The organism is Mucilaginibacter rivuli, assembly GCF_019391655.1.
In the GTDB taxonomy this organism is placed as follows: Bacteria; Bacteroidota; Bacteroidia; order Sphingobacteriales; family Sphingobacteriaceae; genus Mucilaginibacter; species Mucilaginibacter rivuli.
Window position 1 is genome coordinate 144,876 of the sequence record NZ_JAHXPQ010000008.1, and the last position, 17,997, is coordinate 162,872.

General features: G+C 41.1%; 16 protein-coding genes. 5 read left to right on the forward strand and 11 right to left on the reverse strand.

The features are described from left to right. Positions 1 to 14: 14 nt before the first annotated feature. Genes KXQ82_RS17840 through KXQ82_RS17885 form a run of 10 tightly spaced genes read right to left on the reverse strand, consistent with a single transcriptional unit; the run spans position 15 to position 7,548 of the window. Positions 15 to 437, reverse strand: a complete 423-nt coding sequence (locus KXQ82_RS17840; RefSeq protein ID WP_219489856.1) for a GPW/gp25 family protein — start codon at positions 435 to 437, stop codon at positions 15 to 17. Positions 438 to 443: 6 nt separating this feature from the next. Further along, positions 444 to 746 carry a PAAR domain-containing protein gene (locus KXQ82_RS17845; RefSeq protein ID WP_255563715.1) on the reverse strand — a complete coding sequence of 101 codons (303 nt, stop codon included), beginning with the start codon at positions 744 to 746 and terminating at the stop codon, positions 444 to 446. 13 nt (positions 747 to 759) lie between these two features. Continuing rightward, positions 760 to 2,553: a type VI secretion system tip protein VgrG gene (gene vgrG / locus KXQ82_RS17850; RefSeq protein WP_219489857.1), complete on the reverse strand. Its 1,794-nt coding sequence runs from the start codon at positions 2,551 to 2,553 to the stop codon at positions 760 to 762. Between the two features lie 3 nt (positions 2,554 to 2,556). Continuing rightward, entirely contained in the window at positions 2,557 to 3,231 is a 675-nt protein-coding gene (locus KXQ82_RS17855) for a CIS tube protein (RefSeq protein WP_219489858.1), read from the reverse strand. A gap of 1 nt (position 3,232) precedes the next feature. After that, entirely contained in the window at positions 3,233 to 3,397 is a 165-nt protein-coding gene (locus tag KXQ82_RS17860; protein WP_219489859.1) for a DUF5908 family protein, read from the reverse strand. Between the two features lies 1 nt (position 3,398). Further along, positions 3,399 to 3,875, reverse strand: a complete 477-nt coding sequence (locus KXQ82_RS17865) for a phage tail protein (RefSeq protein ID WP_219489861.1) — start codon at positions 3,873 to 3,875, stop codon at positions 3,399 to 3,401. A 6-nt stretch (positions 3,876 to 3,881) separates the two neighbouring features. Continuing rightward, positions 3,882 to 4,337, reverse strand: coding sequence for a phage tail protein (locus KXQ82_RS17870; protein ID WP_219489863.1), 456 nt, complete (start codon positions 4,335 to 4,337; stop codon positions 3,882 to 3,884). A 47-nt stretch (positions 4,338 to 4,384) separates the two neighbouring features. Further along, positions 4,385 to 6,109: a phage tail sheath family protein gene (locus KXQ82_RS17875; protein WP_219489865.1), complete on the reverse strand. Its 1,725-nt coding sequence runs from the start codon at positions 6,107 to 6,109 to the stop codon at positions 4,385 to 4,387. Positions 6,110 to 6,124: 15 nt separating this feature from the next. Beyond that, positions 6,125 to 6,961: a hypothetical protein gene (locus tag KXQ82_RS17880; protein WP_219489867.1), complete on the reverse strand. Its 837-nt coding sequence runs from the start codon at positions 6,959 to 6,961 to the stop codon at positions 6,125 to 6,127. Positions 6,962 to 6,978: 17 nt separating this feature from the next. Continuing rightward, entirely contained in the window at positions 6,979 to 7,548 is a 570-nt protein-coding gene (locus tag KXQ82_RS17885) for a Pvc16 family protein (protein ID WP_219489869.1), read from the reverse strand. 257 nt (positions 7,549 to 7,805) lie between these two features. On the opposite strand from KXQ82_RS17885, the gene KXQ82_RS17890 reads away from it, so the two are divergent. Both KXQ82_RS17890 and KXQ82_RS17895 read left to right on the forward strand, forming a co-directional pair. Then, positions 7,806 to 9,926 (forward strand): glycoside hydrolase family 18 protein, encoded by a 2,121-nt coding sequence (locus KXQ82_RS17890; RefSeq protein ID WP_219489871.1) that lies wholly within the window; start codon positions 7,806 to 7,808, stop codon positions 9,924 to 9,926. A 216-nt stretch (positions 9,927 to 10,142) separates the two neighbouring features. Further along, a complete protein-coding gene (locus tag KXQ82_RS17895; RefSeq protein WP_219489873.1) occupies positions 10,143 to 11,216 on the forward strand; it encodes a metallophosphoesterase family protein in 1,074 nt (357 codons plus the stop codon). A 4-nt stretch (positions 11,217 to 11,220) separates the two neighbouring features. Here the strand turns inward: KXQ82_RS17895 and KXQ82_RS17900 are convergent, their stop codons facing one another. Then, positions 11,221 to 12,699: a family 43 glycosylhydrolase gene (locus KXQ82_RS17900; protein WP_219489876.1), complete on the reverse strand. Its 1,479-nt coding sequence runs from the start codon at positions 12,697 to 12,699 to the stop codon at positions 11,221 to 11,223. A 278-nt stretch (positions 12,700 to 12,977) separates the two neighbouring features. Here KXQ82_RS17900 and KXQ82_RS17905 point away from each other — a divergent pair, with 278 nt between their 5' ends. The 3 genes from KXQ82_RS17905 (at position 12,978) to KXQ82_RS17915 (ending at position 17,970) form a co-directional block, all read left to right on the forward strand. Then, a complete protein-coding gene (locus KXQ82_RS17905; RefSeq protein WP_219489877.1) occupies positions 12,978 to 14,096 on the forward strand; it encodes a GAF domain-containing protein in 1,119 nt (372 codons plus the stop codon). Between the two features lie 438 nt (positions 14,097 to 14,534). After that, positions 14,535 to 15,509 carry a ribonucleoside-diphosphate reductase small subunit gene (locus KXQ82_RS17910; RefSeq protein ID WP_219489879.1) on the forward strand — a complete coding sequence of 325 codons (975 nt, stop codon included), beginning with the start codon at positions 14,535 to 14,537 and terminating at the stop codon, positions 15,507 to 15,509. An 82-nt stretch (positions 15,510 to 15,591) separates the two neighbouring features. Continuing rightward, complete coding sequence (locus KXQ82_RS17915; RefSeq protein WP_219489881.1) at positions 15,592 to 17,970, forward strand: ribonucleoside-diphosphate reductase subunit alpha; 2,379 nt, start codon at positions 15,592 to 15,594, stop codon at positions 17,968 to 17,970. The last annotated feature ends 27 nt before the right edge of the window (positions 17,971 to 17,997 follow it).

A 17,997-nucleotide genomic window follows, 5' to 3' on the forward strand; every position in this document is an offset into this window, starting at 1 on the left:
TTTACAATATGGTATTAAGCAGAAACATTGGTACCCTCACCCTGTAAGTAGAACGGATACACAATATTGTGCCGTGTATTGGTGCTTATAATAGTAAAGTTTACCTGCAAATGCAGCACGCCATCAAGTTCGGTACGGTCGAGTATCTGGGTATCAAGGTAGTTTACCCGCGGCTCAAAATTCAGTAAGGCATTGTAAATCAGGTGGTCAAAGGTTGCGATAAGCGTAGAATCGTTTATCTCAAAGGCCAGCCTGTTCAAATCGCAGCCAAACTCGGGTTGCATAATGCGTTCGCCCGGTGTTGTGCTCAATATGATGTAGATACTTTGATAAATATCCTGCTCTTCTGATACCATGAGCGCCTGCGCCGGGCCCTTTAAAAAAGTTGGCGGGAAAGACCACCCTGTGCCTAAAAACGATTTTACAATATCTGCCATTTGCCGCTATCCCCCTATTAATACCGTTGGGCAGCCCAATACGATAGAACCACCATGTGCCGTGCTATCGCCCATACGTACCGCCGGTTTACCGCAAATCATTACCGTAGCCGATCCTTTTATAATTGAATCGGGCGGGCCTACACAAACCGCGTTATCGCCCATTACACATGCGGGTAACTTCCCTATCAGTACCGTTGGTGCGCCGGGGCCTATAATTGGCCCGCCAACGTGTGGTATTGGAGGTACGCCCGGTGTTACCATTGGGCAAACATGCATATCGGTTAATCGGGCGGCCATCATTCCCATATTCTTATCAATTTTAGTTTATCATTACTATACCACCTTTAACAGTGGTTTGCCCCGAGGCCGATAATTCGGCAGTGGCGTTCCCTTTGGCAGTAATACCCATTTGGGCGGTTGCCGTAACATTCATCCCGGTTATCGCGGTATCCTGCGTGGCCTGCAAATTCAATTTACCGGTTGCGTTAAGCGTAATGTTACCGGTTGCCTTGAGGTTGATATCTTTACCGCTGGTGATATCAATTCCCGACGATGTCATTTTAATGGAATTGCCATTCTGATCAACGATCTCGATCGATTTTGCATCATCACTCAGCGTGATAGAGTTATTACCGGGGGTTTCAATTTTAGTTATTTTCTTTTCGTCATCAAAGCTAACCTTCAGCTTGCTTTTGGTAAGGATGGCTTTAATGTAATTATTATTATCGGCCGGCGGCGTAGGTATTTGCCTGCCGCTGCTGTATAGCGAGCCTAATATTACCGGGTAACGTGGATTGCTTTCTAAAAAACCAACAACAACCTCATCGCCAACTTCGGGTAAAAAGGTAGCACCAATACTTGACGATGAATAAAAGTTAGCCATACGCGCCCATACACCTGTTTGTGTTGACGCGTTTGATGAGAGTGTAACCTGTATGCGGTACTGCCCGTCAGGGTCGTCAAAAAGTTTTTTAACTGTACCAACCTGCAAACCATGTATGGCAGGTAACTGCCCCGCAGCAACCGGATACGAAAAATTAGGTTTCTCGGCAATGGGAATGCTATCCAAACCAAATTTAGTTGTGGTTAACCAGGTCCCTTCTTCTATTAAATGGTTAACGGCGGTAACAAAGGCACTGCCATTATAACGTTCACCTACGCCATCGAGTTCAAGTATTGTTCCCGGCTTTACCAATGCACTGCCCTGGAAACTTACTTCACCTTTTATCGATCCTAAACGCATCCTTAACAAACTACCATCGGCCCATGCCTGTAGCTCATCATTGGCCATAGGGGTATTTGAGTTTAGTGCCATTGCAGCCTGGCTCAACTTTCCCGATAGTTGTTTAGGCGTTAAATTACCCTGTGTATTTACTGTTGGCTCTGCCGCGGTAACCGTTAAAAGCGCGAGGTTTTTGGGATCCCAGGCAGAAGCTGTTATGCTTGTAGCTTGCTTTTCTGCACTAAGCTCGGCTGTAAAATTATTGATCGACTCGCCCATGGCTACACGCAATACAGCGGCCCCGTCTACTTTGGGTTCAGCAATGGTGATAGCATCCCCGTCAAGCGTGATGATATAACCATAAAACTCTGCCCTTGATAAGATAAAATCCCAGTCTGTAGCGAGTTTTTGAAATACGAACTCTTGTGTAACGGAGGTGCTTTTTACAGTAGCACTAAGTCCGTATGTCCCTACAATGGTATTAATGATACTACTATCTGTAGATGCCGAATACTCCTGTTCCTTTTTAACATAAGTCATCTGCACTGCCTTATGCTTGCACGTAAGAACTACATGATAACCTGACAATGATATCTGTATACCTTGTTTAACGATGAGGCCTTTAAATATCGACTGATCGGCCTCATCACCATAACCGGCTTTAATTTCAAGTTCGCCACCGGGTGCAAAGTTCGCGCTGTCGCTGATGGGAAAAGTTCCCTTCTCCATATCACCATCAGCAAAAACCAATTCCGCGTATGAGATCTTATTTACTTCGTGACTGATGTTAACAGATATTACAGGATAATAATCAGGGATAGGACTGCCGCCTATTGTTATTGAAAGGGTGACGATTATTTCTGCTTTATCAACCGGAGATGGAGTAGGCATGGCTTAGTTTTTTGATGCAAGTGGGTGAAAATACAAAACATCGCCGGGCTTTATGGCACTAAAACTACTCAAATTATTCCTCCTTGCTACCTCTACATAATGCGAGCTGTCGCCATAAATGCGGTAAGTCATTAACGGTAAGGTATCGCCGGCTTTCACCACACGCATATGCGTAAGGTCGGGAGATGATTTTGCAGCTTCTTTTGCCTTGGTTTTATAATCGATACTTTCGGTAAGTACAATATCAATGGTGGCCCGCAGGGCATTACCTTCGGGGGTAAACAAGCTATAGGTAACATCAAGATTTGAGCATACGCCTTTAAACTTGAGCTTACCCCAGGTTACCAGCAGGTAATAAGGCCGGTGAATATTACCTTTAAACCCGTACACCAGGTTGGTAAAGTTATCGATATAGGCATCAACCGTTTTATACTTTTTTTCGAGCGGTACAACGCCCGTTCCATCAACAAAAAAACTCAGGTTAAGGTCGCTTTCACCAATACGTTTAAAAACCTGCGTTGGTGCGGTACCTTCTACCTCTTTGGTTGTTTCGTAAATAGATTTATAGTTACGCTTATAGGTAGACGGGTTAATAAAGGCATTTATCTCACCTTTTTTTTTCGCTACACAAGCGGGATCTTCATAAGCAGCAATATTTAACTTAACAAGGTTTTGCATATTACCTCTCTGTTAAATTGTTTAATTTGGCCATCACTTTATCTACACATTCCTTCACAATCCTGTTAGTTAATGCGTCAATGTCCTTAACGTCTAAACCGTTTTTCTTTTTCACGTTATCGTCAACAGTAACCCTTATCTTCAATTCTCTTATCTCTATCGGCATTTTAGTTACTTAAAGTAAAATAATCATAACTCAACTCCAGTGTCTCTAATACGATGGAGTTCTCCTGCGCCTTAAAATCGGATACCTTTAACGATACCGGGTAGGCATTCACAATATTCCATGTTGCCACGGTTTTAAATGTAGGCTCTTTTTTGGCATCAGAATAAACTAAGTTGTTGAGTTTTACAACCACAGTTTTTGGCTCGAACTTAAAATTGCTTACGGCATCTGTAGCCCATTGAATAAGGGGGGAGCCTATCAGCATCCCCCTTTTTAATACCAGGTTATCGTACTTGGGTTGTAGCGGAAATTTATGTATGAACCTATTTTCGCCACCTTCTTCCATGTCCTTACTACCAACCTTAAAACTAAGGCCGGTCACTTCCTGGAAACTACCTTCGCCGTCTGCGCCTATTCCTTTTATATTAAGCACTTTCACTTCAAAGAAAAGGCCCAATAACGGGTAATCTGACGCCATCAGCTATTATTTTTTAATAGTTAAACCTTCGTGCGCAAGTTCCATTGTTTCAACAGCAACTTCGTTCGCGTCCGATTTCATATCGGTTACCGTAATTTTGCATGGGAACGCGTTTAACAGCGTCCAGCTCATGGCAACCGCGTTGGTTTCATCAAGCAGGCTGATCAAAATTGTTGAACGTTTAATGGTGTTCATTTTGATCAGGTTGTAATTATCCCATAGTGCAGTATCGCCTTTGAAAATACCTTTCTTCAAAGTAATATTTCCAAATTTTTGTATACCCGGCATTTTAACTGTCGAGTAAACTTTGCTGCTGCCGCCACGGTATTCAATTACCTGTGTTTCTGAAGAAAGGCCTGTTACTTCCTGGAATATTAATTCCTTGTCATCCCATTTTACCTGGAATGAAAATTTAACTAAAGGCCACGTTGCCGCTGATTGGGCTGATCCATCATCTGCCATAATTGTATGTTTTTAAGATTTAGTGATAAATTTTGTTACTTGGTTGATTATGATTGTTGCATTTGTTGCTGGAATGTGATCTCGATAAACTCAGCAGGGCGAACGATGGCCACTTTTACGGTGATCAGCATTTTTCCGTCGAGTATATCATTACCTGTCATGGTCGATCCTAAGCCTACCGAAACATTATAAGCCTGCTCCGGCACTGCACCGGCAAGGGCGCCTTGTTTCCATAGGTTGGTTAAAAAGTTATCGAACATGCTTTTTACGGTGATCCAGGTATTGGCATCATTTGGCTCAAATACATAAGCGCGTGAAGCTAATTTTAATGATTGCTCTATCATGATGAGCGTACGGCGAACGTTGATGTAGCGCCAGTCCTGGCTGTTGCCATCCAGCGTACGGCCACCCCAAACTAAGGTACCAACACCAGGGAACGCCCTGATAACGTTGATTGATTTACCTGCCTGAACGTCAACATTCAGATTTTCCTGCTGTTTGCTGGTTACATTTACTGATGGCGCGTTAACCATATTTACCGAAACGTTTGCAGGCGCTTTCCAAACCCCCCTGTTGGTATCAACAGCGGTATAGATACCGGCCATTGCACCGCTTGGCGGCAATTCGTTCATCATCAGCCTGATCTTGTCCATCAACGCAACAAAAGTTGGGCTGGCAGCTTTCAAGGCTTTATTGTAATTGCTTTTTATTACACCTTGTGTAGTTGGCCAGTTAGCTAAAGCAGATTTAAGATCGTTGTATGCTTTTGTATCGGCAGCAGCAGTTACTGATAACGGATCATCCGCAGGTTTTCCATTGGCAGCGGTAACTGCAGCATCCATAGCTGCTTTTGCTTTATCAACATCATCTTGTGTTGGCGCCACGCTATCTTTTGCATATTTAGCGATGATTGCCAGTGCATCTGTTTCAATAGCCGGTAACAAGGTAGCCAGATCATCGCCGGCAAGGTTTTCAAAGCCAATCTCATCAGCAGTAACAACCGCGGTTTTTAACCATGGGTAATAAGCAGCACCATAGTTTAGGTTATTGATGCCTATTTTATCTCTAAAAGGGTCAACAATATCTTTTGTTTCAACAGTACCCGACTGTTGAGCTAAATCAAAAATACCAAAACGGCTTTGCATGTATTTGCAATGATCCAGTATAGAGGTATATACTGTATTATAAGCATCAGCACCTAATGATATCGCGTCAGGAGATAAAACCAAAGTAGGTTCTTCTTCTTTCTTCAGCAACTCCAATGCAGCAGCAATTTCATCGGCTTTTACTTTAAAAGTAGCATCGGCAGCACTGTAAGTACCTACCGGTAAAATATAACAAACGCTGCCCCCATTATCATAAAATAAACGGATGCTGTTGTAAAGGTAAAGTTGTTGTGCCGGTGGGGTAATATACAACTGTTCGTTTTTAAGCACCAATAAATGATCTGCCTTTGTTTTATCGGCTGCATTAGCTGCTACTTCTGTTGCTGTTGTTTTCGCAGGATCTTGTAGTGCGGCGATAGCGGTAGCATCTAAAACCTTATGAACGGTGTAAACCGGTTTGTACGGCTTTGCCCCCGGGCCAAATCTTTCCAAATACTCGGCAAACGACGTAATACGTGTTGGCTTGTTAAGTAAAGAGTTATTATTAAATGCGGCTGTTTCAGTGTAGCCGATGAACACCGGCACTGCGGTCTCTACCGCTACTGCCGAATTTGGGAAGGCGTTTTGCTCTACAATGTAGACGCCCGGGGTTTTGTAATCTGCCATGTTGTTTAAGTTGTTTTAATGTATAAAAATGTCTGAATAGTTAGCTGGGTTTGTGTTGTTTACTGATAGGCGCGATATTGACCTTACGTCCGGATAAGGCAATGCCCCTATTACATCTTTATGTTTTGCAGCACCGGTTTCATAATTTTCGACCAGGCGGAACATTTTAGCCTGCCGTTGGCTCAATGCCATTTTATTTGCTGATACAAAACCACGGACTCTTTTTGTATCGGGCAGTTCCAGGTCAAACTGCTCACCAAAAATATTACCGTCTTTATCGTCAATTATAGCGGGGTTGCTTAGCTTGTGCAAATAATCGCTCACTAAAATATACCGCCAGTACGTTTGGCGCACATCAAAATTAATAGCGTAATGTGTTTCAAGCTCCGGGTGAACAAGTATGCTAAGTTTAGCGAATGGTTTTTTAAAGAAATGATGCCTCTTGTCTGACAGGTTAACCACATCCTTTTCGTTAACAAACTCATCGTTATGTAAAGGGTTTGCCACACCGGGTGTTGTTTTTAACGAGTTGCGGAAATAGTAAATAGATTTATCTATCTGCTGGGGTAAGTTGGCGGTGTAATTATAAAATAACGGATCTTTAAGCTCCAGTGTAAAATTAAATATCACCTTTTCTGTAAGTACATCTTCCCGTTTGCGTTCGGTACTTACAATATGCCTGTCGAACAAAATATAGAATCCTCCTTTAAAAGGCTTATACATCAGGCCCAGGTTATCCATCATTTTTTTTGTGGCTATATCCATATTCACATCCAGGCCAGCAAACACGCCATCCGAAAAATAGCTGTGGCTAAACTTCACCTGGGTTAATATGTCAAAAGCAAATCTCATAGGTTTATATATAGCACTTATACACCGCTGTTTCCATTAACATCAGAAATAACCGGCCTGTATTCTTTTATTATCGACTCATCAAAAGTTAACATCCTCATTTTATAAACTACCGATGGCATATACTTGGCACCTAATGATGCCCATATGTTATTTAATTGCTCAGGCGATATACTGGCCATTTCAAAAATCAATTTATCAATACCGGCATCCAGTTTTGGTGTATTAGCCTGTGTAAAAACATTCTTATACTGAAAATAAGCCACAACAAACGATAAAAACCTGAGTGCCTCACTATAATTCCCGGTTTTAAAATAAGCCGAAAACAACACGTACAGGTTTATATTAAGCGGTGCCGATTGGCTTGTACCTATGTTACCGGCCAATCGTCCGGGTGTACCCGAGCCTAATACTTCTTTCTCAACGTTTACAAGTGTTACTACAATTTTATTTTCGCCCTGAATGGCTACAGTGCCATCCTGGTTTATAATGCCCGATAATACAACCGCATCTTCGGCCGTTTTAAGCTTATTTTTGAAATACTGATTTATCTCATCTGTTAAGCACGATAACGATTCGTAAATCATTTTTATTTATAATTTTAATATTACCCAAGCCAAAACATGTATATATTTCAGAATGGGGGTATCTCTTGAAATTAATTATATTTATAATCGGGGAAAGATTAATTTATAATTAAGTAAATTAAACACGAATAAAATATCTACTAATGCGCTCCTTAATCACTAATCTTCAGTAACGTTACGAATAAAAGGTTAAAAAAAAAATATCATTTAAATATTTTTTTTGAACCTTTATATAAAATTTTGACACAGGCAAAACCATGGGTAAACCCTTAATACTATTTATTTCTTTATGGGCAATTATACTTATTCATATCTCTTTTTCGCCTGCCGATAAAATACCGGTACTTTATCAACAAACTCAAATTGACAGTACTAAAAAAGCAGCAGCCGATATAAAAGCTAAAGCCATAGCCCAAATAAATGCGGCAAAAAAAGCGGCAGCCGATGCAAAGGCCAAAGCAGATGCCAAAAAAATTGCTGATGCTGCTAAAAAAGCTGCACAGGATAAGAAGAATATAGCCGCTTTATTAGCTAAACTAATAAAACCCTTCAGATTCAGGAATAATGAGAAGATACGTATAGAAAACCTGATACATAGCTATATTATTAACGACTCGATTGCGGCCGCCCCTGTTGTAAAAGATATTAACACTCAAATGGCTGATGTAAGGGCATTACTTGAGGCTATTAATAAACAATACACTGCCGACTCGATAAGCTACGAGGCTAATAAACAGGATGTAAATGTGCACCTCCAAAAATTAGACAAGTATGATAATGCAGTTAAATTGATCCAGCAGCAAATTGATGCCATAAACAAAAAAATCACAGCAAAAAAAGATACGCCCAAAGTTGTTATCCCCCCCCCTCCCCCAAAAGACCAGCCATTGGCGGTTACAGATGCCATGCAGCAAAAGATCAATATACTGCGAAAGCTGATCAAAGCACCCTTATTCGATACCATATATACTGCAAACAAAGACTCACTTATTGTAAGGAAATTTACCATAGGCCAAAAAAAGGAAGTATTGGGCTTTTATGATTACAACGCTCCTATAAAGTTTGATGCGATAAACTACAAACTCATTACAACGCTTGTGTATGCAATAAACGCAGATGGATGGCCGCTTAGTTTAGGAAAAAATCATACTATTATCGACAGTGCCAAAAAGCATCATCTCAATGTGGTACTGTCTTTTTATACTAATGCAACAACAACAAATACCATATTAACCAGCAAAGCCGGCAGAGATACATTTATCAATCAATCGGAAAGGTTATTGAAAATAAAAAAAGCAGATGGCATAAATATTAACTTTACAGGAGTTAATTCAAGTGCAAAAACACTATTTGTACAATTTATTAATGCAATTGATGGAAAGTATAAGAAAAAGGCCCAAGACTTTAGTATCAGCATAAACGTTCCGGCTAATGACAAGTTTGCAGCTTATGATCTGAATACCCTTGCTCCTGTTGTAAAGCACTTCATTATAGATTTCACGCAGGTACCAAACGCGCCGGGGCCAATGTCAACCTTAACAAGCCTGGGTACTTACAGTATAAAAAACTGTTTTAATACCTATTTGGGATCGGGCATACTGGCCAATAAGTTTATCCTCGGCATACCTTATTATGGGTCGATATGGAATAAAAAAGCTAAAGCAAGCCCTCCTACAATAACCTATACCGATATACAAAAGCAATATGCCGATTCTGCAGTTTATTATAATGATGATGTATCGGCAGCGTATATTAAGGTAAATGAGGGTAAAGCGCCGCTTACCATATGGTTTGATGATGATAAAACACTGAACGGCAAATATGATTTTGTTTTGGCAAATGCACTTGCCGGTGTTGCCATAAAATATATTGGCGATGATAATACAACAGGTGAGCTAAAGAACGAACTTATTTATAAGTTTGCAATAATAGATACAACCAAGGTGGATACATTCAGAAATAACCAAAAGCCTTCTTTCCGTGATTTTTGGGAGCATATCACAACGAGCCCTTGCGGTCACGCTATACTGCCTGTTTATGGTGAAATATTATTGATCGTCAACCTATCGTTAATTGCGGTGCTTGTTATAGGAGGTTTAATACTTTTTTTCGGTGTTAAAAATAACGGCGAAACCTGGCCATATAAAAAGAACCTCACTTACGTGCTGATCGGTATATTTGTACTCTGGACATTTGTATTCCTGATGTGGCTGTTCTTTTGGGATAAGAACCCCTACTTTGGCCCTGGCCCACCATACGATAGCGATTGTATCAACATCTCATTTGCTACACTGTTTATCATCCTGTTAATAGGTACGTGTTTAGGCGCGGCCGTTTATTGGTTTTACAGGAAAAACACACCCGACGAGCAGCCGTAACAAACTTATCATACACCTATTCATAACATGTTATTAACTTAAATTTAATTTTAAGGGGTGTATTTTTGTGACTTTATCCTCACAATGAATATATCGAAAACTTCACCAGTCATCTCTATTTTAAATACATTTAAAAGTCTCTGTCTTTTATTCGTAATTATTTATGTACCTCAAACTACGTTTGGGCAAAGTGTAAAAAAGCCCGTTGTAATTAACATGGTTTTTTCTTCGGATGCTCACTACGGCATCAGCAGACCCAATTTCAGGGGCGACACCGCTGTAGCGGGATACAAAGTAAACGCTGCGATGATAAAGCAGATAAACAGTCTGCCCGGCCTTACCTTGCCGCAAGATGGTGGAGTTGGCGGTGGCCGTACCATTGGAGCCGTAGACTATGTGGTACAAACAGGCGATATAGCCAACCGGCAGGAAGTGCCTATTCAGAGTGCTGCAGCATCATGGGGGCAATTTGAATATGATTACATCAAAAGTATCACACTTAAAGGACACGATGGCAAACCAGCCGGATTGCTTGTTGTACCGGGCAATCACGATATATCAAACGCAATAGGTTTTCATAAAGCAATGAAGCCTTTAACCGATCCTACAAGTATGGTTAAAATATACAACCTGATGCTGAAGCCTAAAGTGCCTATGACTAACGTGAAATATAATTATGCGAAAGATAAGATCAATTACTCGCACGATATACAAGGCATACACATGATGTTTATTACCCTTTGGCCTGATTCTGCAGAACGGATATGGATGGAACGCGATCTGGCTATTGTACCTAAAAGTATGCCTGTAATAATATTTACACATGATCAGCCAACCTGCGAGGCCAAGCATTTTACTAATCCTCAACCACCTCACGATATTAATGCTGAAGCCAAATTTGAAAATCTTACAACGGAATATTACAAAGAGAGCTATAATGCTAAAGGCGATGGTGGCACAACTGATATTGAACAGCGTGGATGGGTTAAGTTTTTAAAACTACACTCAAATATCAAAGCTTACTTTCATGGCAACAGTAACTGGAACGAGTTTTATACTTATACAGGCCCGGATAATGATATTAGCCTGAATACCTTCCGTGTTGATTCGCCAATGAAAGGCAAGTACTCAGCTAAAGATGAAACCCTGTTATCTTTCCAACTCATATCATTAAATGCGGCAAGCCAAACACTAACGGTAAGAGAGTGCCTGTGGAATACAAAACCACAAGATATAAACCAACAAGTTGTTTTTGGTAAAAGTGTTACAGTTTCGCTAAAGGTGAATTAAGGGCTTAATATATCTTTATCTCCCATAAGCCCGGCGCACCTGATAGTATGGTAAGCTTGAGGTAACGGGCTTGTCCTATTTTACCCGCACTTTCGGGCGACATCAGTACCGGCGCCGATTGCGTTTTAACTGTTTGCCATGTTTTACCATCTTTTGATGCCTCTAACTTCCAGGTATGGCCCAGGGTTGATTCAACAAAGAACAAGTCAACCGATTTTATATTTTTAACTGCGCCCAGGTCTGCCTGTATCCAGGGTTGCGTATCGGTAACGTTAGCCATCCAATAAGTGCTGTTTAAACCATCAAAAGCATTTTCGGGCTTAGCTGTTGATATACGCTCTGTATTTACCACATCAAGGCCGCTGTAGCGCGATGCCATAGTTTGCAGTTTATCCAAAGCAGTATCAATAGCTACCTTGATCAATCTATCTTCTCTTGAACCTGATGCGTTTACACCAACAGGTTTAACAGTTGCCGGTGCTGTGCTTTTAAACATTGCGGCAGTACCATCCAGATTTACCTGTATAGGCTTAATGGTACCATCGGCGTTAAACTCCATCTTATTTGCATAAACCAGGCGGGTTGTACCGCCGTTGCCATATTCCAAATAAAAGAACAGGTAATTATCCGTTTCCGGAATATGTAATACATTACCATGGCCTGGCCCCCAAACCCTTGTTTTTATATCTGAACGCAGGATGATATCAGTACCGGCAGGCGCGGTATAAGGGCCTAACGGGTTTTTACTCATCATATAAGCATAACAATAATTTGCATTGCCCGATAAGGTGTACACATAATAATAAAGGCCGTTACGCTTAAACATGAACGGGCCTTCGGAGTACCCCCCACGTTTGGTAAGGATGCTAACCTTTTCGCCTGCCATAGCCGCCCAGTCTGCGTTAAGCTTAGCGGCATTCCTGCGACGCCATACAACATAGGCCGAGCCGTCATCATCCGCAAATACATCACCATCAATATCAGGTGCTACAGGTTTAGCTTCTTCGGCGGCTTTTTCGGGTTGGTTATAATAAACACCGGTACCACCATTAAACCTGAAAGGGCCTTCGGGTTTATCTGCTAATAAAAGGTAAGTGCCCATAGTTTCATCGGGCTTTACAATAGTGGCATACAGGTAGTATTGGTTATTCCTTTTTAATACTTTACCCGGTGCCCAGTAACGGAAATAACCTGTTTTTTGTGCGCCTTTAGCATCGGTATAGGTGTATGCCTTATTAAAATCAATGTTACTGAACAGCGTACCCTTATAACTCCAATTCACAAGGTCTTTTGATTTCCATACCACCGGAGGCCCCATTTGGGCAAGGCCATGATTGATATCCGATGTAGCGTACATATAATAAGTCCCATCAAAATATGACACCGATGGATCGGCAACATAATCGGGGATAACAGCATTTTGCGCAAATGCCACACGGCATATAGTTAACAGGCACAAGGTTATAAGGATGCGTGGTCTCATTATTATTGGCTATTGATGCGGTAAAGCTAAAAAACTATTCGGAATGGTTAATTACAATTATTTTGTGAGACTATGCACCAAAGTGCATGGCATCATATTGATCCTATGCCTAATAAACCTAAAACATACAAACAATGTATTTCAAATACAGAAAATGCCTAGCAGTTAAACTTAAAATGTCTTTTTTGCGTAGTTTCCTGTAAAAACCGCGTATAAATACTATTTTTATAGTGTAATATGCCGTTAGCAAATACTATCTATACTCAATCTATCCCTAAATGCAGAACCCCGAGCTCAAAAAACCTGATACGGTAAAACAATTTGAGCAGTTTGATTTTGACAAAAACAAAGACCTGAACGAATTGGTGAGCCTGGCATCGGCATTGTGCGATACACCTATTGCCATGATAACGTTACTGGATAGTAATATACAATGGATCAAGAATAAAAAAGAAGAGCCCATTAGCAGCACGGGCCATGAAAGCTTATTTTGCAAGCAAATGGCCGCTGACGAGCAGGTATTAGCCATACCTGATACATTATTGGATGGACGCCTTGTCAACAATCCCGGTATTACGGGCAAAGATGCTATTCGTTTTTATGCAGGCGCGCCATTAATAACAACATCGGGTTATCATATTGGCACTTTATGTGTTTTAGATCACAAACCGCATGTTTTCACCAAACAGCAATCAGAAATGCTGGAAATACTCTCAAAACAGGTAATCCGGGTAATTGACCTGGATGTAAACTTAAAACTCATTAAACAATATAATATCGCATTAAAATTCCAAAAAGAAAAGATAGATGCTTCGGAAAGAAAGCTACGTGCATTTTTTGATAGTTCTGAATCATGCCATGTATTATTAGATAAGGATATAAAGGTGCTCGATTTTAATAAGGCAACCGATGCAGTTGTGAAAAAACTATCTGAAAGAACTTTAGAAATAGGCCAGGATATGATAAAATATGTAAGCCCGGCTTTACAAAATGATTTTTTGACCTGCTTTAAACGTGCATTTAAAGGTAAGAGTATCAATAACGAGTTTTTAATGCATTATGGCAAAAAAGGTTCTATCTGGTGGCAAATGAGCTTTGAGCCCGTACGCGATCAAAATGGGCTGATTTTTGGTGTTGCACTCACAGCATCGAATATCAATGAACGCAAAAACCACCTTGCCGAAATATCAACGCAAAATGAGTCGTTACGAAATATTGCAAATATACAATCGCATGAGTATCGTCGTCCTGTAGCTTCAATAATGGGCTTGATGGATCTGATCAGACATAGCAATTACAAACCTGGCAAAGAGTACCTGCTAATGATGGAAAAGGCTGTGCAAGAACTTGATGAAAAAATACGAAATGTGGTTAACTATACACAAACAGGTACATAACAAAAACGCTGTTTAACAAGCCTTGTTAAGTCATGGTTTTGTAATCGTAAATTTTATAAACATTTCCCTTTCTATATCGGCGTAAGCACATTGCCAAAAACTGGGCTGCAAACGTCACATTTTGCTTACAGATTGTTGAAAAGTACCCCCTGTTGTGTATAACTATCGCATACTAACAATACGCTATTGCCTTAACTTTGGTTTAGTTCTTTTAGGGATCTTTCAGGATTTGTCAAAATAGGTCGCAATGACCTTATGTAATTCAAAAACAGCGGATTACTTTGCAAATCTTACAACATCAAAAAAGATCATATCAGGGCTTCACGTATAAAGTTTTATAAAATTAAGATAGTCCCCTTGTCTGCAAAAAATAAGGGATAATGGCTTGTCGTCTTTTGTAAGATCGGGTTAAATTTTTAATGGGGACAATACAATACTATGGATAACGAACAAGAATTACTGCTGAGAGAAAACAAAGACCGCTTTGTTATTCTGCCCATTAATTATCCCAAAATATGGGAGATGTATAAAAAGCACGAAGCCAGTTTTTGGACAGCCGAAGAAATTGACTTGGGCGATGATATGAAAGACTGGAATGCCATGAACGATGGTGAGCGCCATTTCATTTCGCATATCCTGGCATTCTTCGCGGCAAGTGATGGTATTGTTAACGAAAACCTTGCAGTGAACTTTATGAGCGAGGTGCAATTGCCCGAAGCGCGTTGTTTTTATGGATTCCAGATCATGATGGAGAATATTCACAGCGAAACTTACGCGTTGCTTATTGATACCTATATTAAGGATACTACCGAAAAAAATCGTTTGTTCCACGCTATCGAGACCGTGCCTTGTGTTAAAAAGAAAGGCGAATGGGCATTAAAGTGGATAGAGAACGGAACGTTTGCAGAACGCCTGGTTGCTTTTGCCGCTGTTGAGGGTATTTTCTTCTCGGGTAGCTTTTGCTCGATATTCTGGTTAAAAAAACGCGGTTTAATGCCGGGATTGACCTTTAGTAACGAATTAATATCGCGCGATGAGGGTATGCACTGCGAATTTGCATGCTTATTGTACGGTATGTTGAAAAACAAGCTATCGCAGGAAGCAGTAACAGGCATTATTGCTGATGCTGTGGAAATAGAAAAAGAGTTTATCAGCGAGGCTTTACCTGTTTCATTGATCGGGATGAATGCTAAGCTGATGAGCCAATATATTGAATTTGTAGCCGACAGGTGGTTAGGCGAATTAGGGTATGATAAGCTGTACAACGCCACTAACCCGTTCGATTTTATGGAAATGATATCGCTGCAAGGCAAAACCAACTTCTTTGAAAAACGGGTTGGCGATTACCAAAAGAGCGGCGTTTTATCATCGGATGCGAAGAGCCAGTCGTTCTCAATGGATGAAGACTTTTAAGCCGAAACTTTAAGAATAAGTAAATAATCAATCAACAATAATAAATTAATCGTTCCCGTAAGGGAATAAAAGGAGGGTCTCAATGTTTGTAATAAAACGCGACGGAAAAAAAGAATCCGTAAAATTTGATAAGATAACAGCCAGGATTGAGAAACTGTGCTATAGTTTAAATGCAACATTGGTAGACCCGATAGACGTTGCCCAAAAGGTAATTGAGGGCTTGTTTGACGGTGTAACCACATCGGAGCTGGATAACCTTGCTGCTGAGACCGCGGCTTCGTTAACCACCAAACACCCTGATTACGCGTTATTGGCATCGCGAATAGCGGTATCAAATTTACATAAGAACACGCTGAAATCGTTCTCGGAAACGATGCGTTTGCTGCATACTTACGTTGACCCTAAGACCGGAAAAAACGCTTCGTTAATTGCCGATGATGTTTGGGATGTGATAGAAGCTAATGCTGAAGAGTTAGATAGCTCGATTATTTACGACCGTGACTTTGGTTTTGATTATTTCGGATTTAAGACCCTCGAAAAATCATATCTGTTAAAGCTTGATGGCAAAATAGCCGAACGCCCGCAGCATTTATTTATGCGCGTATCGGTAGGTATTCACAAAGGCGATATCGACAGCGTTATCAAAACTTATAACCTGATGAGCGAGCGTTGGTTTACCCACGCTACACCTACCCTATTCAATGCAGGTACACCTAAACCACAAATGTCATCGTGCTTTTTATTAGCCATGAAAGATGACAGCATTGATGGTATATATGATACTTTAAAACAAACAGCTAAAATATCGCAAAGTGCAGGCGGTATAGGCCTTAGTGTGCATAATGTACGTGCTACAGGCTCATATATCAGCGGTACAAACGGTACCAGCAACGGTATCATCCCAATGCTGAAGGTATTTAATGATACCGCACGTTATGTTGACCAGGGCGGAGGTAAGCGTAAAGGCGCTTTCGCGATATATTTAGAGCCTTGGCATGCGGATATATTTGAGTTTTTAGACCTGCGTAAAAACCACGGTAAAGAAGAAATGCGCGCCCGCGATCTGTTTTACGCCCTTTGGATATGCGATTTGTTTATGGAGCGCGTTGAAGCTGATGGTGAGTGGAGCCTGTTCTGCCCGCATGAAGCACCGGGATTGGCAGATTGCTGGGGTAAAGAGTTTGAAGCCCTGTACACCAAATACGAAAAAGAAGGCCGTGCCCGCAAAACCATTAAAGCGCAGGAGCTTTGGTTTGCCATTTTAGATGCCCAGGTTGAAACCGGTACGCCATACCTATTGTACAAGGATGCAGCCAACGGAAAATCTAACCAACAAAACTTAGGTACTATAAAAAGTTCGAACCTGTGTACCGAGATCATCGAGTATACTTCGGCAGATGAGATCGCGGTATGTAACCTTGCATCGTTAGCATTGCCTAAATATGTTACTGCAGGTGTGTTCGATCACCAAAAACTGTACGAAGTGACTTACCAGGTGACTTTGAACCTGAACAAGATCATCGACCATAACTATTACCCTGTTGTTGAGGCCAGCAATTCAAACTTCCGCCACCGCCCTATCGGTTTAGGTGTGCAAGGTTTGGCAGATGCCTTTATCCGCCTGCGTTTACCGTTTGAAAGCGAAGAAGCTAAACAACTGAACAAAGAGATATTCGAGACCATTTACTTCGCGGCTATGACGGCTTCGAAAGACCTGGCCATAAAAGACGGTGCTTACGAAACCTTTAAAGGTTCGCCTTTATCTAAAGGACAGTTCCAGTTCGATCTGTGGAACGTTACGCCTGACAGCGGCCGCTGGAACTGGGATGATTTGCGAAGCGACGTAATGAACCACGGTGTACGTAACTCTTTATTGGTTGCACCAATGCCTACAGCTTCAACATCGCAAATATTGGGTAACAACGAGTGCTTTGAGCCTTATACCTCAAACATTTATACCCGCCGTGTATTAAGTGGTGAGTTTGTTATTGTAAACAAATACTTGTTGCGCGATTTAGTGAACATGGGCCTTTGGAACAATGATATGAAGAACCAGATCATCAGCGCTAACGGTTCGATACAAGATATCCCTGAAATTCCTCAGGATATGAAGGACCTGTACAAAACCGTATGGGAAATTAAGATGCGTACCATTATTGATATGGCTGCCGACCGTGGCGCTTATATCTGCCAGTCGCAATCGCTAAACCTGTTTGTTAGTTCGCCTAATGCTTCTAAGTTGACTTCGATGCACTTCTACGCATGGAAGAAAGGTTTAAAAACGGGCATGTATTACCTGCGCACACAAGCGGCATCACAAGCGGTTAAATTTACTGTAGAGAACCAGGGCGGTAAAAATATGGAACCCGTTATACCGGAACATGTTGAGGCCATTATTGATGAGATACCGGCCGGCCCAACCTGCTCAATGGAAGAAGGCTGCATTAGCTGCTCAGGATAAAGTTAATTAATTGATTGGTCGTGTTGT